Genomic DNA, 21,033 nt, shown 5'->3' with positions numbered 1-21,033 from the left:
ATTAAGGAAAGGGGAGTTATCCCTGAATAAGGAATTCATCGTCTGAGCCGTTGCCGCGGAAGATCGGTTGGCATCCGTTCCCGGTTCGCACAGTCACAACATACGTCATACCATTGGAGGATTAAGAACATGCCAACTTCACTACGTAACCGAAGTCGTTTCCGCAAACGCAACATTTCCGCCTTTCTCAGTGGACTGCTCGCATTTTTTTCTCTTGGCTCAATGCTGATGTTCCCTGACGCGGCATCTGCGGCGGCGACATCGAAGACGGTGGTGGTTCAGAATAGTGCCAGCTATCCTACGGCCGTGCAAGGACAAGCCGTTACCAGACAAATACCCGACTTATATTACAATACGTCCCAGTTAACCCTCGGGAACGACACAAATGAGGTAAGACCGTACATCCAATTCGATCTTTCGTCAATACCGCCCGATGCGACCCTCACGAACGCCACTTTGGAATTGACCTCGATGAGTTCCGCATTTAACAGAAATAACGTTAGCGCAACGGTTGCTGTTTATCGGGTTATGGGCGCCTGGGACGAAAACACGATTACGTGGAACAGTGCGTCGGCGTTTGACCCCGATCCTGTCTTATCGCAGCGGGTCAACGGTTTTGATACGGCCTCGAAAACACAGTTTGATTTGACCGGCCTGACGCAGCAATGGATCGATGGAGTCGTGCCGAACGATGGGATTGTGTTGCGATCCGAGCATTTCTCGTCGGGGAATTGGGTTCGACGCTATTATTCAGACGAGCACCTGACCTTCGGACCCAAGCTGACCGTCACTTACACCGTGAATGACTTGGCGGTTACGCCGTCGCAGTTGAGTCTGGTCAAGGGCGGAAGCGGCGCGCAGCTCACAGCGCGCTTTGATCCGGACGACGGCACGACCCCAAGCGTGACGTGGGCGACCTACGATTCGTCGATCGCGACGGTCGACGGGTACGGTTATGTCACGCCGGGCCATACGCCGGGAACGACGACCATCGCCGCGACTACGGCGGATGGGCGAACGGCGGCCAGCACCGTAACCGTCTCGGCGAGCAGCAATGCGGACCTGATCAACCTGACACTATCGCCGGGCGAACTGTCGCCGGGGTTCCACCGAGGTACGACGAACTACACGGCTACAGTGACGAACAGCGTATACAGCTTGACGGTCACGGCGACCGTCTACGATCCGATGGCGACGGTGACCGTAAACGGAACGCCGGTAACGAGCGGGACGGCATCGCAGGCGATTCCGCTGAACGTCGGGTATAACAAGATTGAGGTAACGATAACGGCGGAAGACGGCGTGACGAAAAAGACATACACGGTTGAAGTGACCCGTCAGGACACGGCTTCGACATCGCCGGGCAATGAAGGAGAGACAGACGGAAACGGGGGCGCGGATACCGGCAACGGCGGCGGAAGTGGCGGAGGCGGATCGACGTCGACGACTCCCGGCAATCCCGTAGATAAGCCGGATCCGGACAAACCACCGGGACAGTCGGGCGGAGCCGCTTGTACGAAGCTCACCTGGACGGATATCCAAAACCATTGGGCGAAATCGCACATCGAATCGGCTTCGGAGCTTTGCGTGGTGCAAGGCCCTTCGAGCGACAAGTTCCTGCCGGACGATGAAGTGACGAGGCTGCAGTTCGCGCTGATGGTCGCGCGGGCGATGAAGCTGCCGAAATCGGGAGATGCCGCCGTCCTCGATTCGTTCAAGGACCGGGACGACATTCCCGGCTGGGCGGAAGCCGAATTGGCCGCCGCTGTCCAAGCGGGCATTATCGTGGGCTACGAGGACGTGACGCTCCGCCCGAACGTGAAGATCAACCGAGCGGAAATGGTCACCATGCTGATCCGCGGCTGGAAGCTGTCCGCCGCCATCACGGCGACATCGTTCGCGGACGATGCGGACATTCCGTTCTGGGCGAAAGGGTTTGTGGCGAAAGCGGAACGGGAAGGGATCGTCGAGGGCCGCTCCAACAACCGGTTCGAGCCGTCCAGCATGGCCACGAGAGCGGAAGCCGTCGCGGTGCTCGTCCGCATTCTGCAAGACAAGCCGTAAGGCGTCCGGCCGTCTACGGAACGCGAAGAGAGTCCTCCGGAGAAGATCCGGAAGGACTCTTTTCATTTAGGCATGTACCGCCCCATCATCATAGGCGGCAGCCACGGCCGGATTGTTTCAATCCTACCTTGCATGAGCCCGTTTAATCGGCCGTTCTTTATGCCCGTTTGTTGAGCAAGTCTGCCCGATCCGGTATTCCGTGATCATTTCTTTCACGAAAGCCTCGGGTGCGCCCAGCATGCGGCAAATTTCCTCTTCCGTGTTGCGAACAAGAAGCCGATTTCCACGCCCGGCACCTACTATGCCAACGTTGTGTGCCGGTCGTCCGACGAATCTATTCAAACCTAGTACAACCCCATTTTACTCCTATTGGGTACCGGCCACCGGCTTACGACTCCAGGCGCTCCAGCGTCACCCAGACGCCTTCTTCCATCGCCTGATCCGCGCCAAACCCGAGCAAGTGCCCGTAGATCGAGTCGTCCAGCGACGTCGTGGAGAGCGAAGGGGCTTCGCCCCGGCAGCAGCGGATGAAATCCTCGACCAGCCGCAGATCCCCGCCGCCGTGCATGTCCATGGACACGTTCAGGCGCACCCGCTCTTCGGTGAATTCATGGCCGGCCCGGGGATCGGGATGGCGAACCGTGAAGAAGCCGTCCTCCATGACGCCGTTGATCTCGCCCTTCGTGCCGACGATATGCAGCGTCCGGCACGGCTTGGCCGTGTTGCCGATCAGGGTATGGGTCGCCGTAGACCCGTCCGCGAATTCAATCACGACGGACTGGTGGTCGACCACGTCGTTGTCGCAGCGCCAGACGCAGCGGCCATACGGATTGTCCGTGCGCAGCGACTCCAGCTTCTGCTCCGTCGTCGGCTCCGTTCCCAAGTGTTCGATCGACCTCCACACGTATGGCCCCCACCGGCCTTGGTCGATGTAATGCTTGCGGGCCGAATAATCGCAGCTCGCTTCGATGGCGCAATCGGCCAGGCAGCGTGTTCCCGATCCGGCGGGTGCCCGCTCGCTGCGGAAGAAGCTCAGGCTCCCGCTGCTCGTCACCCGGACCGGCGGGATCCCGCTTTTCAGCCATGTGATCAGGTCCATGTCATGACAGCATTTGGCCATCAGCATCGAGGAGCCGCCTTGCTCCTTGCTGCCCCACTTGCCGCGGACGAAAGCGGCCGCCATGTGGTGGTAGCTCACATGCTCGCCCGTCTGGATATTCAGGATATCCCCGATGACCCCGTCGGCAATCCGCCGGCGAATTTCCCGATAATAGGGCGCATACCGCAGTACGTGGCAGATCATGACCTTCCGGTCATGGAGGCGGGCCGCATCCAGCAGGACGAGAATCTCCTCCTTCGAGATGCCGATCGGCTTCTCGAGCAGGATATCGTACCCGGCCTCCAAGAGCGGCAGGCTGGTCGGGACGTGCAGCGCATCCATCGTGCCGTTGATCGCGGCGTCGGCGATCCGCCCGTCCGCGAACAAGGCGGCCAGGCTCGCGTACCGCCGGTCAGGCGCGACGCCGTGCAGGTCGGCCAGCCGATTGCACCGCAGCCCGTCGGGATCGACGACCGCGACGACCTGCAGCTCCTCCGGATGCGTGAGTGCGTAGGAGGCATAGGTCAAGCTGCGGTTGCCCGCGCCCACGATCACGACCCGAAGCGGCGTTTTCGTTTGCCGAATATATGTTTGTTTCTCTGCCATCGGTCTCTCCTGCCTTTATTCTCTCTTGGTGCCCCGGATTCAGCTTTCCACGAAGCTGTTCGTCGGTGCGCCGACTTCCTTCAGCACCGGCTGCGAGACGTACAAGGTCGTGCCGGCCGAGCCGGATATTTTGCGCAGCCCGAACGCGACCGTGCCGCTCGCCGGCATCAGGTCCACATAGCTGATCAGCCGCCAGCTCGTATCGGCCGGGTACGCCGTCGTGCTCATCCCCAGCTGGCTCGTATAGGCGGCGGCGCCGGTACCGGCTGCCGAAGGCTTGGCGTAGAAGGCGATGTAGACGTATTTGCCGGCGAGCCGCGGGTAGTCGGCCAGATCGATCGTATAGCCGAACACGTCGGTATTGGCGGCGCCCGCCAATTCGTAGACGTCCTGGCCGTTGAACTTGACCGTCGCGGACAGCGTATACGTGCCGCCGCCTCCGCCGAGTACGGACGTATAGGAGCCCGCGGGCGGCGCGTAGTCCAGCTCGGGCACCCCCTGGATCCACGCCGTGTGCAGCAGGCTGGCGGACGCAGCCAAATCCTCGACCCAGAGCGGCCGGAGCGTCAGCGCCGACTTGTGATTGTCCCAGACTCCGTTGCCGTAGATCCGGGCATGGTTCACGCGGGCGCCCAGGCCGGTCTTGCTCGTCCCCGTTCGCAGCACCGCATAGGCTGCCGCCGGCGTCTTGTACCGGACGAACGTATTGCTCGCGACCTCCAGGCTGGAGCCGGCCGAGTAGCAGGTCACGAACGACTCGTCGGACGAAACCGACACGATGTTGTTGTTGATCCTGACCGTGCTGGTCGGGTACGCGTTGGCCACGACGCCGGCCGCCGTATTGCCGTTGATGAGGATGCACGTGCGCACGAGCCGGTTCGGGTTCGTCAGCTGATAGCCCGCCTCCCCGTTGTTCTCGAAGTAGCAGTCGGTGACGTCAAGCGGCGTATTGAGCATCTTCGTATAGATGCCGCACACTTTGTTTTTCTCGATGGTGCAGCCGTTGATCCGGACGCCGAGCGAGTTGTTCGCCATGTTGATGGCGATGCCATTGTTTAGGAACAGCTTCGTGTTGACTACGTTAAGCATGTTGACATTGTCGGCGGCGAACAGGATGCCGTCGCCTAAATTGTAGGAGAACTCGCAGGTCTCGATATCGTTGCTCCAGCCATAGCCGATGGCCAGCGCGGCGACCTTCGTCTGCACGATCCGGATGCGGCGGAACAGGGAGTGGGAGATCATCTTGGTGTAGATGCCGTATTCGAACTTGCCGGTCTCGCCCTGGATGACGATGTCCGAAAATTCGAACCGCTCCGCGACCTTCGTGTCGTCGAATAGGAACGCGGCCTTAAGCGGGTTCGTCGGCGACACGGACGAGTGGGCGCGAATCCAGGAGCCCTTCTGAAACCCGTCGCCGACGATGCGGATCGGCTTCTTCGAGCTGCCGATCGAGATCGGCGCGGCGATCATATAGTCCGCCGTCGGGAAAAACAGCGTATCGCCCCGGCCCTGCGCCGTATCGACGGCGAGCTGGATCGCGGCCGCGTCGTCGGTCACGCCGTCACCCTTGGCGCCGAACCATTTCACGTTCAAGGCTTCGGCGTAAATACGCTTGAACCGGAGCCCCGCCGCGGACACGAGCACGGTGCCCGTATTGTCCGCCGACGCCGTGTCCGTCGGGTCGTAGCGGAAATGCCCCTGCTGACCGAGATCGCGCACATAGTAGACATGGTCCGCGTTCGCCGTCGTGGCGACACGCAGCTCGGCAATCGTCGTGTTGAGGACGAACTCGTCCAAGGAACAGCAAGGATCGTCCAACCCGTCGTCCTTGCCCTTCTTGCCTTTGTCTTTGCCCTTCCCCTTGCCCTTGCCGTACACCGATTCGGTTACGCTGTCCGATCCATTCGCGAACGCCCCCGAGCCATTGACCAGCGAGCCCGCCGCGACCGCGGCGCCGGCCATGCCCAGCGAGACGAGCAGCTTGCGCCGGGAGATTGCCTTGCCCTCCCGCCCCTCGAAGCCGCCCGACCGTTCGCCGACCCGATGCTCTCCGCCCGGCTTCTCCCCATTCTCTCCGTTGCTTCCATTGCGGTTCTCCATTAGTGATTCCTCCTAATCAAGTAGGATGTCAGAATGCACGTGTGTCGAGTCCCAAGGATGCGCCTTGCTTGGTCAAAGCTTGCTGGACGCTGCGAATGTCCACTTCCCTCGGCGTCCGGCCCTCCCGGGCGCAGATCGCCGCCGCCGCGCCGGCCGCCTGCCCGATCGCCATCGCGATCGGCTGCACGCGGATGGCGGAATGCGCCTCGTGCGTGGCCGATACCGGACGGCCGCCGACGAGCAGATTGTCGAGCCCGAGCGGGATCAGGCAGCGGAACGGGATGTCGTACCATTCGCCCGGCGGCAGATGCTTCATGATCGTCCCTTCGCCGCTCGGATTGTGAATGTCGACGGGATACGTGCCGCGCGCGATCACGTCGTCGAATTTGCAAGCCGCGAGCAGCTCGTCGGCGGTCAGGATGTAGTCGCCGATCACCCGCCGCGACTCGCGCACGCCGATCTGCGGCGCCGTCGTCTGCAGGTAGGCGCGCTCGAAGCCTTCCACCTCGCGCGTCAGAAACTTGACGAGCTGCTGCACTTGGCGGCGTCCCTCGATCTCGGCCTCGGTCAGCTCCCACGGGTCGGTCGCGTCCTTTCGAAGAATCCGCGTCGTATTGAAGTGGATGACGTCCGGCTGCGTCGCGTAGAACCACAGGACGTTCTCCCGCGGGCAATCGATCTCGCCCCTGGCCTTGGCCTCTGCATACCGGCGGGAAATTTCCGCGCGCTCCGGCATCCGGTCGACGTCGACGCCGCCCATCCGGAAGTTCAGCGTCATCGGCTGCATCAGACTGTCGACGCTCCGGCCCTTCTCCACGGTCGCGCCGGCCATCGCCGCCAAGTCGGCGTCTCCCGTCGTGTCGACGAAGAGCCGCGCCTTCAGCTCCACAAGTCCCGCCTTGTTGGCGACGATCAGCGACTCCACCTTCCGCCCTGACGCATCCGTTCGGACTCCGCCCAGGAACGTATGGTAGAGCAGGCGAACGCCGGCTTCCAGGCACAGCTCCTCGGCGACGACCTTCAGCGCCTCCGGGTCGAACGCGGTCCGCTGCTTCGGATGGCCGTACATGCCCAGCGCTTCCATCCGCTCGACGAGCTCCTGCAGCACGCCGCTGATCACCTGGATCTCCTTCCCGTCCGAGAAGTGCGCCCAATAGGTCATCCAAGGGTTCACCATCATCGCGGTGCCCGCCCCGCCCAGAAACCCGTACCGCTCGATCAGCAGCGTCTTCGCGCCCAGCCGCGCGGAGGCGACGGCCGCGGCGATTCCGCCCGGCCCGCCCCCCGCGACGATTACGTCATACTCCAAATCCGTCATCGCAGTCATCCTCCATCGTCCTTCATCGCTGGCTTCGCGTTTATTTCAACAAGCCTTGCTCCTTCAATTGCTTTTCGGCCGAATCCGTGTAGAGCTTGTATTTGAACGTCTCCTCAAGCGTCTTGAGGAAGGCCGGGTATTCGGACAACGGACGTTTGCCGTAGACGAACTTGACCATCTCCTCCTTCGCGTAGCGATCCGCGTCGGCTTTATTGAACCCGTCCGGCGGAATGACCGAGCTGTCGAGCAAGCGGATCCGCTTGGCGTTCGCCGCATAGGCGCTGACTTCCTTTTGGTTCGGAAACTTGTTCGCCAGGTACGATTCGTTCGGACGTCCGGTAAACTGGTACAGCGAGAAGTAACCGCCTTCCTTGGTCATCAGGTCCGTGAGCGTATACTTGCCGTCCTGCTTGGTATAATGCTTGCCCTCGATCCCGTACATGACGAGCTCGTTGCCTTCCTTCGACGAGACGTAATTGATCAGGTCGAACACCTTTTGCAGCTTCTCCTTGTCCTTCTCCAGCGTCTTCGGTATCGCCAGCAGACGGCCCGGCCGGTCATAGTCGAACGCTCCGTCGAATTGGCCCGCAGGCCCTTTGGGCGCGTCGAACGTCATCCATTCCGCCTTGGGATTTACCGTCTTGATCTGGGCTATGAATTCATCCTTGGCGAAGCCGGTCCAAGGGTAGTTGACGATGCCGCCCTTGCCCTGGAACGCCTTCTGCTGAATTTCGTTGGACTTGTTCGTCATGATCTCGGGATCGACCACGTTCGCGTCGATGAGCGTCTTGATCGCGCCGAGCGCAAGCGGCATGTTCGGGTCGTAGAAGGCGTTGACGAGCTTGTCGCCTTGCTTGTAGAAAGCGCCCGCGAACGGATTGCTCACGCCGTACGCGCCCAGCACGGAGGCGAACGTGGCGAACTCGCCGCCCAGAATGCCGTATGTGTCCTTCTTGCCGTTGCCGTCCGGGTCGTTCTCGGTGAACGCCTTCGCCACCGCGAGCAGCTCGTCGAGCGTCGTCGGCGCCTTCAGGCCCAGCTTGTCGAGCCAATCCTTGCGAATCCAATAGGCGTCGAACGGAGCGTCCCCGTTGCGCGGAATCGCATACATTTTGCCGTTGTAGGAAGCTTTCTTCAGCAGCTCGCCGGACAGCGAGGTCACGAAGTCGGCCGCGGGCTTCAGCTCCTTGCCGTAATACGGCGTCAGATCGAGCAGCAGCCCCTTGTCGGCATATTCCTTCATCTCGGCGTAGGATACTTGGAACAGATCGGGATAATTGCCGGCGGAGATGCGCAGCCGCACTTGCTTGGTGTAGTCGTCCAACGTCTGCAGCGGAGCCAAGGTCAGGTCGATGCCCAGCTTCTTGTCAAGCGTCTGCTTGATGACATCCGCGTCCGGAGGCGGGAGTCCCGTCCCGGTCAGCGTGACGTTCAGGGGGACGGGTGCCGCCGGTTTGACCGGCGTTCCGGTCGCGGATGCACCCGGCGTCTCCTCCGAGTTCGAGCTCCCCTTGCCGCCGCAGCCGGCTGTCAGCGCAGCGGTCAGGGCGGCGACGGTCAGAACGGCCGTGCCTTTCTTCCAATGATTCATTGCATGAAAGCCCCTCTCTGTGGAATGTTGCATGTATTGAAATTGGCGCGCCAAGTTCAACCGTCGTCAGCCTTTCACGGAACCGAGCAGCATGCCCTTGGTGAAATGCTTTTGCAGGAACGGATAGACGATAAACACCGGGAGGCTGGCCACGACGACGGCGCTCATCTGCATCGTCACGGTCGGCACCATATTTTCCGCATTTTCCAGCGGCTGCTGCGCCATCGTCAAAATCTCCCGCACGACCACCTGGAGCGGATACAGCGTCCGGTCGGTGATGTACATGATCGCGGAGAAAAACTGGTTCCAGTGCCCCACCGCGTAGAACAAGCCGATCGTGATCAGCGAAGGCTTCGACAGCGGGACGACGATCTGCCACAGAATGCGGAATTCGGTAGCCCCGTCCATCCGCGACGATTCGAACAGCTCCTCGGGCAAGTTCTCGAAGAAGCTTTTCATCAGCAGCACATTGAAGCTGGAGATCGCGTTCGGCAATATGAGCGCCCAGATCGAATCGAGCAGCCCGGTAGCCTTGACGATCAAGTACGTCGGGATGATGCCCCCGCTGAAGAGCAGCGTGAACACGATCATGTACAGGAACAGCGAGCGCATCGGCAGCTTCTTGCGGCTGAGCCCGTAGGCGGTCAGCGCCGTCAGCGTCAAGTTCACCGCCGTACCTGCGACCGTCAGGAAGATCGTCACATAGAAGGAGCGCATGATATTCGACGTTTCGAACAGCTTCCGGTACGCCTCGAACGTAATCGATTTGGGAATCAGCACGTACCCGCCGTTTTTCAGTACTTCGCCGTAGGGCGTCAGAGAGACGGAGAATACGTACAGCATGGGAATGACCGCCGCGAGTCCGACGATCGCCAGAATCGCATAGGACACCCGGCTGAACACACGGTCGGAGGCGGAGTTTACCATATGCTCTCCCCCCAACGTTTGGCCATCGCGTTCGAAGCCAGGACGAGCACGAGTCCGATTAGCGATTTGAACAAACCTACGGCGGAAGCAAGGCTGAAATTGAACTGCTCGAGACCGGTCCGGAATACCCATGTGTCGAGAATGTCGGCTACCGGATAGACATGGACGTTGTAGAGGATGTAGATCTGATCGAAGCCGGCGTCCAGCAGGTGGCCGAGCCGCAGAATCAGCAGCAGCACGACAACGTTGCGGATGCCGGGCAGCGTGATGTGCCAGATCATGCGCACGCGGCTTGCCCCGTCTACGCGGGACGCTTCGTACAAGGTGGGATCGATGCCTGCCATGGCCGCCAGATAAATGATCGCGCCCCAGCCCAGGTTCTGCCACAATTCGGAGCCCACGAGGACGGTCCGGAACCATTCGGGCGAGCTCAGGAACGGGATGGCGGTCCCTCCGGCCTCGACGATCCACCGGTTTACAATACCGCTGTTCTGGGACAGCAGCACGATCAGGATGCCGTAGATAATAACCCAGGACAAGAAATGGGGCATGTAGCTCAGCGTCTGCACGAGCCCCTTCAGCCACCGGACCCGGCATTCGTTCAAAAGGATGGCCAGGACGATGGGGGGGACCATGCCGAACAACAGCTTGTACACGGAGATGAGCAAAGTGTTGGTCAACAGCTGAGTGAAATAAGGAGAATCGTAAAATTGCTGAAAGTATTTGTACCAAGGGTCGGCCCAAGGGCTGCCCAGGATCCCCTTCAGGATGTCGTAATCCTTGAAGGCGATGACGAGCCCATAGATCGGGACGTATTTGTATACGATGTAATAGACGATCCCCGGGAGCAGCATCAAGTAAATGGCGCGAAACTCCCAAACCTTTTTCCAGTATGCGGCCGAATGGATCATTCGGTTCCTCCCCCTCTGCTGTTCTGCTCTTATCGTAACAGGGGCGGGAGCCGGGATTAAGGAACATTGTTGTCCCGTTTATGGAACGATTTTATCCGGTTGGAACCGTTTGCGGAATTCGCTCGGCGTCAGCCCTGTGGTGCGTTTGAAAATTTTATTGAAGTAGTTGTCGTTCGCGAAGCCTACGCTGCGCCCGACGTCGCCGATGCTCAAGTCCGTCTCGGTCAGGAGCGCCTTCGCTTTCTCGACCCGGTATTGCTGCAAATAGTGGATCAGCGACTCCCCGACCTTTTTCTTGAACAGCCGGCTGACGTAATGCTCCTCCATCGACACATAGCGAGACAACGACTTGAGGGTGAGGGGGGCGTCGTAATTTTGGCGGATATAGGCGATGATTTTGTTGATTTCCTCGTGGTCGGTCGGGCTCCCCTCGGACGTGGCATAATGATGCATATACAGGGAGAGCCGCCGTTCGAACCGGGCCTTCATGTCGGCGAACGAGGCGGCCTCCAGCAGCTCGCGCGCCGGGATGGCGGGCCGGCCGGCTATGCGCGCCAGCACTTGATCCAAGTGCAGCGCCGCCGACTTGACGAGCACGAGCGGATACAGCAGCCGGCGCTGCTCCTCCCACATCGCCTCCAGCGTCTTGGTGCAGGCCTCCAGCTTGGCCTGCTCGAATTCGCGAAGCAGCTCCTTCTCGTACACCCAGGAAAGCTGTGGCGGCGCAGCTTTCGGTTGCCCCTGCAGGTCCTCGTATATCACGCCGACCCGGTTGTCGTACCAGAGCCGGTCCGCCGCTTGCAGCAGGCGGGCCCACGCATGCGGCAGCTCCGCGACCGGGACCGCGCGCCCATTGACGCCTGTAAGCAGCGTGGAGGAAGCGCCGCCGCCCCGATCGAGGGCGGAGGGCCCGTTCCACTTCGGCGGCCGGCCGGCGAAGGCGAACACGGTGGTGACGCCCGACTGGCAATAAGCGGTCAAGCCGGCGAGCGGGCCGGCGACCGAGAAGCCCGGCCGCTCGACCTCCTCCAGGCAGCGGTCGGGGCGGCTGCTCAGGAACACGCCGATCCATACGTATTCCGAGCCGGCGACCGGCCGGACGACGAGCTCGCCGCGCTCGGCGTCGGCGGAGGCGGGGAGGCCGGCGTCGTTCGCAGGGGCGTACAGCCGCTCCCATAGCTGCGGCAGCAGCTGCTCGTAGGCGTACAGCTTCGTCCGGGATTTCAGCTCCAGCAATTCCGTGCGGCTCTCCAGCTCCCGTCGGATTTTCCGCAAAGCCTCCGCCAGCGATTCCATATCCATGGATGCCTTCAGCACATACGCGGACGCCCCGTGCTCCAGCGCTTGGCGTGCATACTCGAATTCGTTCATGCACGTCAGCATCAGGAAGCGGGTCTCTCGCCCTTCCGCACGCGCCGTCTTGAGCAGCTCGATCCCGTCCATGAACGGCATGACGATATCGGCGATCACGAGGTCGGGTTCGTGTTCCCGAATGAGCTGCAATGCATCCTCCCCGTTCTCCGCTTCTGCGACGATCTCGAAGCCGAGCCGCCCCCAGTCGACCTTATTCCGGATCGTCCGGCGCACCATCGGCTCGTCTTCTGCGATGATCAGTTTCCACATGGACGTCCCCTCCTTCGGCTTGATATGGGTCGGCAAGCAGCAGCGGAAAGGCGACCCGGACAAGGGCTCCCTCTTCCAACGCAATCAGCTCGAGCTCCGCCTCCCGCTTGAAGAGAAGCTGCAGCCGCTCGCGGACGTTCGTCAGCCCGATGCCCTTCCGAATCCGCCTTTGCTTCTTTTTCTCCGCTTCCTCCACGCCTTGTCCGTTATCCTGCACTTCCATCACGAGCTTGTCCCCCGCCCGGAAAACCCGGACCCGGATGATCCCCTGCTTCTCCATGCGCGGGAACCCGTGGGTAATGCAGTTGTCCACCAGCGGCTGCAGGCTCAGCTTGGGCACGAGAGCGTACCGCAGCTGCTCGTCGTACTCGTACTGCACGGCGAAACGGTCGTCGTAGCGGAATTTCTGAATTCGCACGTACGCTTCGACCAGATCGATCTCGTCCTGCAGATGGATGAGGTCGGCTTCGTCGGTCAGGCTCGATTCCAGCAGCTTGCTGAGCCGCTTGCAGATATCGGCCGCCGTCTGGTCGTCCTTGTCAATCGCATGCCATTTCAACGTATTCAGCGTATTGAGCAGAAAATGGGGGTTCACCTGGCTGATCAGCATCTGGAAGCGTACGGACTCCCGCTGCCGCTCCTCGCGTTTCAGCCGGTCGACCATCAGGTGCATATCGGAGACCATGCGGTTGAAGGCGCGGGCCAGTGCCGACAGCTCGCCGCGATAGGCCTGTTCCGGCAGGAACGTCTTCATCTCGGCCCGGACCATGCCCTCCATCTTGTTCTTGAGCAGCTTGAGCGGCCGCGTCACCGACGCGGAGATGAATAAGGTCAGCAGGATGAAAATGCCGGTCAAAACCAGAAAAGTGAGGAGAAACCGCCGTTCCAGCAGCTTCAGGTCGCCGAAATAGATCCGCAGCGGAAAAGCGCAGACGATCTGCCAGCGCTCCGGCAGCAGCCAAGTCGAGCCGTACAGCATCGTGTTCGACTCCTCCACCCAATAGGCGGGTTTGGGTGCGGCCGACGTCAACTTCTTCACCACGGCGGGCCGGATTCGACTGGTCGGCTCCGTTTGCGCCAGCGCTTGGCCCGTCTCGTCCAGGATGTAGTACGTTTGGAGCACGGGGAAATTTTTGGCCGCCTCCTTCAACCACGTCTCGTAGTCGAAGCTGATGCGGATCACGCCGATGAGGGCGTCCCCGTCCCGGATCGTCGCGATGAGGGTAAGGAGCTTGCCGCTCCACGTCAAGCCGGCGGGCAAGTAATTCGGCACTCCGGGGATCCACTTGTAGGGGGCGCCCGTTTCCTGCAGCTTCTCCAGCGCTTTGGCGCCCCAGCCCGGCTCCGGCTGTCCTCCTTCCGCTTCGGCCGAGCTCGCCTGGACCCCCGCCAGATCGGCTACGGAATAGTGCAGATACCGGCTCAGCGGCATCGCGCGGCTGCGGCTGCGATCGATCGCTTCCCGGATCGTCTCGCTTCGCGCGTCGACGTCTCCGTCGCTTTCGCGGAGGGCGTTCACCAGATCCCGGCTCCGCTCCAGCGCGATCCATTGCAGGAGCGCCATGTTCGTCATCTCGTTGAACTCCGACTTCATGAGGCTCAGCTGTTCCCCGCTCTGCTCCTGGATTTTCTCTACGATCAGACGCTCCGTGGACCGGTAGTAATACAGCTGCAGCAGGAGCAGCGGAATCAGCACGAAGAGGACGAAGCTGAAGAAAAACCGGTGTTTGATTTTTTGCGGCAGCAGCTTGTTCAGCCATACGCCCATGAGGGACCCTCCCTGTCACGATCGATAGTTAGTCTATGCCCATGTTAGCACCATCTTATCGGAACTGTCCCGCCTTGGGAATCCGCATTCTTGTCTACATACAGGAACAAATTTGTCCTGATAACAGCAGTTCCGCACGACTGAGGAGCATATCGGGATGGCTTCGTCACGCAATCCGGCGGTGTCGGACGACAAGAACATATATCCTTAACACCAAAAAGAAGGCCGCCAAAAGGGCAGCCTTCCAATCGCTGTTCGTTCAATTGGGATTGTATTTACTTCACCATTTTTTGGCGAATGGCAAGGACGACGGCTTGTGTACGGTCTGCCGCTCCAAGCTTGCCCAGGATGCGGTGAACATGCGTTTTGACCGTACCTTCCGAAACATAGAGACGCTGGGCGATTTCGGCGTTTCGAAGACCATATGCCATCCATTGCAGCACGTCAAGCTCTTTCTCGGTTAAAGACTCGCGAAACCTGTCGTTCGCATCGGTCTCTAGGTTTGCAAAATCCTGAAGTTCCCCCCCTTTCATGGCTTCCGCCATCGCTTTGGATGCCGTAGAGCTCTGGTAGATTGCGGCACCTCGATAAGCGGATCGAATGCTGTCGAGCAGCGTACGGGTTTCTGCATCCTTCAGCAAGTAGCCGACCGCTCCGGCACGAATCCCATCCACAACGTAGGATTGAACGTCAAAAGTCGTCAAAAGCATAACTTTTATCTCGGGATGGGCCGCATGAAGGAGGCGTGTCGCTTCAATGCCCGAGAGCCCCGGCATCCGGATATCCATCAAGACAAGGTCCGGCTTTAGGAGTTCCGTTACCGACAGCGCTTCTTCCCCGCTGCTCGCCTCCCCGACCACCTCCATATCGGACTGGGACCCGATAATATACCGCATCCCTTGACGAATAACGGGCTGATCGTCTGCCAGCACGATTCTGATCTGTCGATTCTGCACGTTCATGAAGCCTCCCCTCTTTGACCGAGCGGGAGGTTGACGCGCAGGCAGAGGCCATGAGGCTGTATGGCGTTAAAGTTCAAGCTTCCTCCAGCAGCCTCACAGCGGACTTTCATCGTTCGGATGCCAAAGCCGGAGAGAACATCGGCATCTCCGGTATAGCGTCCATTGTCGGAAATCGTCATTTCGCAAAAGCCGTTCATCATCTCTAAACGAATCAGCGCCGATGTCGCGCCGGAATGCTTCATCACATTGGTAAGCGCCTCTTGCAGGACGCGAAAAAGAGTTATGCCGATAGACATCGGCATGTCGGCAAATTGATCTTCGTCAAATTCCATTCGGAAATGGATGCCGGAACGGGCGGCGCCTTGGCTTACCAATCCCCTTAACGCGATGAGTCCGATTCCGTTCTCGCTCTCGGTCCAATCGCGAACGGCTATCCGGATTTCGCTCATCGCTTTGCGGGCGCTGTCGAGCATCAGCGGAATCTGCCGTTCGGCTTGGCGAGGATCGTCCGGAAGCATCAGTTCAACCGCTTGAAGTTGGATGATGAGAGAAGTCAACTGATGACCGATCCCGTCATGGATATCTCGGGCAAGACGTGCGCGCTCCGACAGTGCCGCATATTTCATCGATTCGAGTGTCGCCTCCTGAAGCTCCTGGTGCGCGCTCTTTAGCTGATCGTGTGCGATGTTCAATTCCGCTAAATGCTGCCGACTGATGCGATGACTCTCTTTCAGTGAGGTTATCCCGCGAACGCCGAGGTACAGACCTGTCGGCCCGAACAATGGGCTGAACGGCAGCTGCGTCTCTAAGTGGAGGTAAACAATCGCTGCGGAAACAGCCGCAAACACGATGCTCCCGGATTTGAGCTGCCGCTGGGGGGTGGAGGCCAACATCCAGATCAGCGGCCAAAGCAAGCCGGACGTGAGAGACCCGCCTCCCAGCCCGATATCGTTTCCGATCGCGGGGGCGAGGTTTTCCAATGCCAGCACGCCCGCTACGGCGATCAGCGACAGCACGATATACGCCGAGATGGACCATTCTCTTCGCCGCAGCCAGATAAAGCCCAGATAGGACAAAAGCAGCACGAGTGCGATGTACCATGGACCGGGCGTCCTGAAATTGCTTCTAAGGATGTAATGAAGGAAGATGGCAAATGTCGCGCATGCAGCCAATACACGTACTGGAAGCGGACCCATTCCGCGGCTCACCCTCCTTAACTTGGGATATACAAAGTTTAACGGGCCGCCCTTTGATTTTCTACAGCCCGTTTGGCGACTCCCCTTGCGAGAAGCAGCCCGAATACGGTGAAGAACACCTGAAGGAAAACAGCGGGTCCTCCCTGATTCAACTGCGAAGGGATCAGCGAAGCAATCAGAGCCTTGAGTGCGAATAATGCGGCAAAGGATGAAATAACCTGAAGCGTCCTCAGCCTTCTGCTGATCCGTCCTTTTCGCGCTAGCGAAACCGCCTTGGCCTGCCATGCGCCGGCGCCGAATCCAAGCAGCGTTCCTGCCGCAACAAGCAGCCATTCTCGGGTTCCCAAGCCATCGACTCCAAACGCTTGAACGACGCCAAGCACGAAAACGAGCGCGGCGATAAGTAACGTTCCGTTAAGCTTCTTCATTCAGGTTCACCTCCATGTTATTTGCGCGACCTATATGACCATAATAATCGTTCGGGAGGCCGCATGCGTCTATCTACGGATAGAGTTTTCAGCAATACGAAAAAAACCGGAACGCTCGGATCCCGGCCCTGCAATGCTCCGTTTCATAGCCTCTTGATGCGAACAAAAACGAACCGGAAGCATCTCGGTCGATATCCGCGATGCTTCCGGTTCGTTCTAGGCGCCTCTTGAAGATTTATTTATACAAGGGAGGCGTATTTCGCGCGGGCCAGCTTCGCCGCTTCGACCATATGGCGCAAGGACTCGACCGTCTCTTCGCGTCCGCGCGTCTTGAGACCGCAGTCCGGATTGATCCAGAAAAGCTTCGGATCCAGCACGCGAAGCGCCCGGTCGATCATATCCGTCATCTCCCGCACGGCCGGAATGCGCGGACTGTGAATGTCGTAAACGCCGAGGCCGATGCCCAGCCTATAGGTATTGTCCTCGAAGCTCCGGATCATCTCGCCGTGGCTGCGGGACGTCTCGATCGAGATCACGTCCGCGTCCATCGCCTCGATCGAGTCGATCATGTCGTGAAACTCGCAGTAGCACATATGGGTGTGGATCTGCGTCGTATCCTCCACGGTGCAGGTCGTCATCCGGAACGCCTTGACCGCCCAAGCCAGGTACGCCTCGTGCTCCGACGCGTGAAGCGGGAGCCCTTCGCGGACGGCCGGCTCGTCGACCTGGATCATGCCGATGCCGGACTTCTCCAGCGCCTCGACCTCCTGCCTCAGCGCGTAAGCCAGCTGGTAGGCGACCTGCTCCCGGGAGAGGTCGTCACGGACGAACGACCAGTTCAAGATCGTGATCGGTCCCGTCAACATCCCTTTGACCGGGCGGTCGGTCAGCGACTGCGCGTAAACCGTCTCCTCCACCGTCATCGCTTCGCGGAACGCGACGTCGCCGTAGATGATCGGCGGCTTCACGCAGCGGGAGCCGTACGATTGCACCCAGCCGTGCCGGGTGAAGGCGAAGCCTTCCAGCTTCTCGCCGAAAAACTCGACCATGTCCGTCCGCTCGAATTCCCCGTGCACGAGCACGTCGAGGCCGATCTCCTCCTGAAGCTTCACCCAAGCGTCGATCTGTTCGCGGATAAACGTCGCATACTGCGCGTCGTTCCACTCGCCCTTGCGCCACAGCTGACGCGCCTTGCGCACTTCCGCGGATTGCGGGAAGCTGCCGATCGTCGTCGTCGGGAAGAGCGGCAGCTTCCACCTCGCTTGCTGCGCCGCATGACGCTCCGCGAACGGCTTGCTTCGCTTCGGCTCGACGGCCGTCATCGCTGCTGCGACCGCCTGCCGGACATCCGTACGATTGCGCACGGCCGACGTCTTGAGCGGGAGCAGCGAGGCCTCCGCCCGCTTCAGCTCCTCCGCTACGGCCGCCGCGCCTTCGCGAAGCGCCTTGGAGAGCAGCGCAATTTCTCCCAGCTTTTCGTCGGCGAAGGCGAGTGCCTCCCTCAGTTCCGCCGGCAGCTCGGTTTCGCGTTCGGTCGATACCGGAACGTGGAGCAGGCTGCACGACGACTGTACGATCAGGCGCTCGGACGATACGAGCCCCCGCAGCTCCTCCAGCAGCGCGAGCTTGTCGCCCAGCTCCGCCCGCCAGATGCCGCGTCCGTCGATGACGCCGGCGCCGAGAACCTTGTCATCGGGGAAGCCGATCGAACGAATCGAGGCCAGATTGCCCTCCGCGCCGTGGACGAAGTCCAGGCCGATGCCCTGGACCGGCAGCGCGATCACTTCACGGTAGCTGTCAATCGATTCGAAGTACGTCTGCAGCATGACGTTCAGGCTGGGCACGGCCGCCGTCATCGTACGGTAGGCGGCGGCCAGTCGTTGCAGGTCGCCGGCCGACAGCTTCGTGACGAGGACCGGCTCATCCAGCTGGACCCATCGGACGCCTTCGGCGGCCAGCTCTTCCAGCACCCGGACGTAGAGCGGAAGCAGGCGCTCGAGCCAGCGGTCCGTGTCGCCGACGGCATAGCCTTTGGACAGCTTCAGAAACGTCAGCGGCCCCAGGATGACCGGCTTGCCTTCGATGCCGAGCTTCTCCTTCGCTTCGCGGTAGGCTTGCAGCGGACGGTTCTCGGTCAGCACCGGCTCCGCATCGTGCAGCTCCGGAACGATGTAATGGTAGTTGGTGTTGAACCACTTGGTCATCTCGCTGGCGGCGGCATCCTTCGTCCCGCGTGCAATGCCGTAGTAGGTCGGCAGCGGCACGGCGCCTCCCGCATACGGGAAACGCTTCGGCACGATGCCGAACATGACGGCCGTATCGAGCACATGATCGTAGTAGGTGAAGTCGTTGACCGGAATCAGGTCGATGCCCTTCGCTTGCTGCTTGCGCAGATGGTTCAGACGAATCTCCCGCAGCTGGCGGTGAAGCTCTTGCTCCTCCAGCTTGCCGGCCCAGAACGCCTCAAGCGCTTTCTTCCATTCCCGGTCCGCGCCGATGCGCGGGTAACCCAATACGCTGCTTTTTGCCATATTCGCAGTCTCCTCGTCCGTTTGATGGTCATTTTCATTTCGTTTTACGGTCGGCGTCGGCGCACCTCACGCGCCTTGCCGGAACAAGTTGTGGCCGACGCTTGAAGCCGGATAACAAAAAAGACGCCTCTCCCTAGCAAAGCATGGGGAAAGACGCCTTCATAACACGTTATGACGGATCATCTAACACCTCCCTATCTCCCGTAGGTACTGCAGTGCTGTCAGAACAGGCAGGTCTCCTGGCTCCGGTATCCTCGCATGGGCAGCGGCCTTCCCGATCGAATCTCGATCAGTGGCACGAATGGCTGCCCAGCTCCTCCGTTACAGTGGCGGGACCGCGTCGGTATTGCACCGAACTTCCCTTTTAAGCCGCTCCGAAACGCATCGCCTCGGACGGCACCTGTTCCCGGTATCAAGTTGTATGACATATCCGCTATTGCATGTTGTATTATAGACCAATTTGGAAATAGATACAATTCCATTCTGCATCGAATGTCGGACCCCGCCGCAGAAGAGCTGACGATTCCGACCCATCGTCAATTCCGGATTTGGCTAAGCTGCCGGTAGATCACGGAAGCGTTCAGCTTGATGGTTACGCTCATGGAGATTTTGACGCGTCTTCCCGAGCCATATCGCTTACGGGCGCACCTTCGGATGCGTCTTGCGCATGCCTTTTCGAAGGCGCATACCTCCAACGGCTTTCCGGCCCCGGGAATCACGAGGCCGGGGGGCAGCCGATACCGGTACCGTTTTTTGACAACTTTGCGCTTTGTCCGGATCTTAAAGCACAAGCCCACCTCCAACTCGGGAATCGCATAGGGCTTCTCTTCCAGCTTCAGATCGACCTGCGCTTGGCCTTTAGGGGGCAATTGGATCGGTACGCTGCTTTCCAGCGCATATTTGTCCGTCATGGCCATAGGCTCACCCCTCGATTTGAACCGTCGCTTTGACGCGATAGGTTCCGGCCGGAAGATCCCCGAACAAATACAATCCGCCATCATTGGATTTTGTAATATCGATGATCGTTTCCGTTCCGTTCGCAATCGAATAAAGCGCGACGATAGCCTGAGCGATCGGCTGCCCCGATTGGCTGTCCGTTACGATGCCGCTTATCGTGCCCGTATTGGCGTCCGGATCGGGCGGGAGTATCACGTCTTGCGGAACAAACTCCCTGCCGGCTAAATCCACGGGGGCGCTTTGACTGGACAAAAAGCCGGCCTTGCTTGCCGTAATGAAATAAATGCCGTCCGTAAGTCTGGCGAATAAATATTGGCCCGTTTCGTTAGTCGAGACGATGCCTATCAGCTGGGGGATTCCAGCTACCATTTGGAATAGCTCGACCGTCGCATCGGCGATAGGGGTGTTGTCGGCGCTATTTTTGACGATGCCGAAAAAAGCCCCGCGCGGCGCGTCCGCATCCGGCTGCATGGTGATCGTGACCATCGTCGTCCGATTGGCGAGAACCGATATCGGAATACGGAGCGGCGTCAGAAAGCCGGGTTCGGAAGCCGTAATGAAATACGACCCGACGGGGATTCGCGGAAAAATGAATTGACCGCCCGGGTTGCTGTTGGTGTGCTCGAAGGGGACGCCCAACGAATTGAACAGCTTGACCGTCGCAAGCGGGATCATCGTTCCGTCCGGACGCCTTACGGAGCCCGAAACGTTGCCCGCGTCCACGCCTGGGGCTTGCTGAAGGGGGATGTTCGCGGTTTCTTCTTCACGCCCGTCGATCGTAATGGGGGGGCTCGGCTGCAGTCTATACCGGTCTATGATTGGCATGGTAACTTCCTCCCCGATAGGTTTTGCCGATTCTATACAGGATACGGGAGTCATAAGAATCATGATGCTGTAATATGACCTATTTAACCGTGCCCAATTTAGAACCCCCTAACCGCTGCGGCACCCT

General features: G+C 59.9%; 15 protein-coding genes and 1 riboswitch. Of the genes, 1 reads left to right on the top strand and 14 read right to left on the bottom strand.

What is annotated here, in order from left to right; all coding sequences use genetic code 11:
* Positions 1-129: 129 nt before the first annotated feature.
* Entirely contained in the window at positions 130-2,064 is a 1,935-nt protein-coding gene (locus DLM86_RS21395; protein ID WP_110842114.1) for an S-layer homology domain-containing protein, read from the top strand.
* A 388-nt stretch (positions 2,065-2,452) separates the two neighbouring features.
* On the opposite strand, the gene DLM86_RS21390 is transcribed toward DLM86_RS21395, so the two are convergent.
* From DLM86_RS21390 to DLM86_RS21330, 14 genes are all read right to left on the bottom strand, one after another.
* Complete coding sequence (locus DLM86_RS21390; RefSeq protein WP_110842113.1) at positions 2,453-3,769, bottom strand: Gfo/Idh/MocA family protein; 1,317 nt, start codon at positions 3,767-3,769, stop codon at positions 2,453-2,455.
* Positions 3,770-3,808: 39 nt separating this feature from the next.
* Complete coding sequence (locus tag DLM86_RS21385; RefSeq protein ID WP_110842112.1) at positions 3,809-5,869, bottom strand: glycosyl hydrolase family 28-related protein; 2,061 nt, start codon at positions 5,867-5,869, stop codon at positions 3,809-3,811.
* Positions 5,870-5,897: 28 nt separating this feature from the next.
* Positions 5,898-7,196, bottom strand: coding sequence for an FAD-dependent oxidoreductase (locus tag DLM86_RS21380; RefSeq protein WP_211326565.1), 1,299 nt, complete (start codon positions 7,194-7,196; stop codon positions 5,898-5,900).
* A 31-nt stretch (positions 7,197-7,227) separates the two neighbouring features.
* Positions 7,228-8,778, bottom strand: coding sequence for an extracellular solute-binding protein (locus DLM86_RS21375; protein ID WP_158289601.1), 1,551 nt, complete (start codon positions 8,776-8,778; stop codon positions 7,228-7,230).
* A 66-nt stretch (positions 8,779-8,844) separates the two neighbouring features.
* Complete coding sequence (locus DLM86_RS21370; RefSeq protein ID WP_110842109.1) at positions 8,845-9,705, bottom strand: carbohydrate ABC transporter permease; 861 nt, start codon at positions 9,703-9,705, stop codon at positions 8,845-8,847.
* Positions 9,699-10,616 (bottom strand): ABC transporter permease, encoded by a 918-nt coding sequence (locus DLM86_RS21365; protein WP_110842108.1) that lies wholly within the window; start codon positions 10,614-10,616, stop codon positions 9,699-9,701. The genes DLM86_RS21370 and DLM86_RS21365 overlap by 7 nt, the downstream gene beginning before the upstream one ends.
* A gap of 78 nt (positions 10,617-10,694) precedes the next feature.
* Positions 10,695-12,239, bottom strand: a complete 1,545-nt coding sequence (locus DLM86_RS21360; RefSeq protein WP_110842107.1) for a helix-turn-helix domain-containing protein — start codon at positions 12,237-12,239, stop codon at positions 10,695-10,697.
* Positions 12,181-14,007 (bottom strand): sensor histidine kinase, encoded by a 1,827-nt coding sequence (locus tag DLM86_RS21355; RefSeq protein WP_110842106.1) that lies wholly within the window; start codon positions 14,005-14,007, stop codon positions 12,181-12,183. The genes DLM86_RS21360 and DLM86_RS21355 overlap by 59 nt, the downstream gene beginning before the upstream one ends.
* A 275-nt stretch (positions 14,008-14,282) precedes the next feature.
* Complete coding sequence (locus DLM86_RS21350) at positions 14,283-14,969, bottom strand: response regulator (RefSeq protein ID WP_110842105.1); 687 nt, start codon at positions 14,967-14,969, stop codon at positions 14,283-14,285.
* Positions 14,966-16,165, bottom strand: a complete 1,200-nt coding sequence (locus DLM86_RS21345) for a sensor histidine kinase (RefSeq protein WP_158289600.1) — start codon at positions 16,163-16,165, stop codon at positions 14,966-14,968. Before DLM86_RS21345 ends, DLM86_RS21350 begins: the two co-directional genes overlap by 4 nt.
* A gap of 38 nt (positions 16,166-16,203) precedes the next feature.
* Complete coding sequence (locus DLM86_RS32145; protein WP_158289599.1) at positions 16,204-16,593, bottom strand: hypothetical protein; 390 nt, start codon at positions 16,591-16,593, stop codon at positions 16,204-16,206.
* Between the two features lie 239 nt (positions 16,594-16,832).
* The gene (gene metE / locus DLM86_RS21340) at positions 16,833-19,124 is read right to left on the bottom strand and encodes a 5-methyltetrahydropteroyltriglutamate--homocysteine S-methyltransferase (RefSeq protein ID WP_110842103.1); all 2,292 of its coding nucleotides are present in this window, start codon (positions 19,122-19,124) and stop codon (positions 16,833-16,835) included.
* A 212-nt stretch (positions 19,125-19,336) separates the two neighbouring features.
* Positions 19,337-19,543, bottom strand: a riboswitch (cobalamin riboswitch).
* A 117-nt stretch (positions 19,544-19,660) separates the two neighbouring features.
* Positions 19,661-20,041 (bottom strand): hypothetical protein, encoded by a 381-nt coding sequence (locus tag DLM86_RS21335; protein WP_110842102.1) that lies wholly within the window; start codon positions 20,039-20,041, stop codon positions 19,661-19,663.
* 4 nt (positions 20,042-20,045) lie between these two features.
* Positions 20,046-20,906 carry an MSCRAMM family protein gene (locus DLM86_RS21330; protein WP_110842101.1) on the bottom strand — a complete coding sequence of 287 codons (861 nt, stop codon included), beginning with the start codon at positions 20,904-20,906 and terminating at the stop codon, positions 20,046-20,048.
* Between the last annotated feature and the right edge of the window lie 127 nt (positions 20,907-21,033).

Source organism: Paenibacillus flagellatus, from assembly GCF_003217775.1.
Lineage (GTDB): Bacteria > Bacillota > Bacilli > Paenibacillales > NBRC-103111 > Paenibacillus_AB > Paenibacillus_AB flagellatus.
Note: the sequence above shows the minus strand (reverse complement) of the source record. Positions and strands in the feature narration are given on the sequence as shown.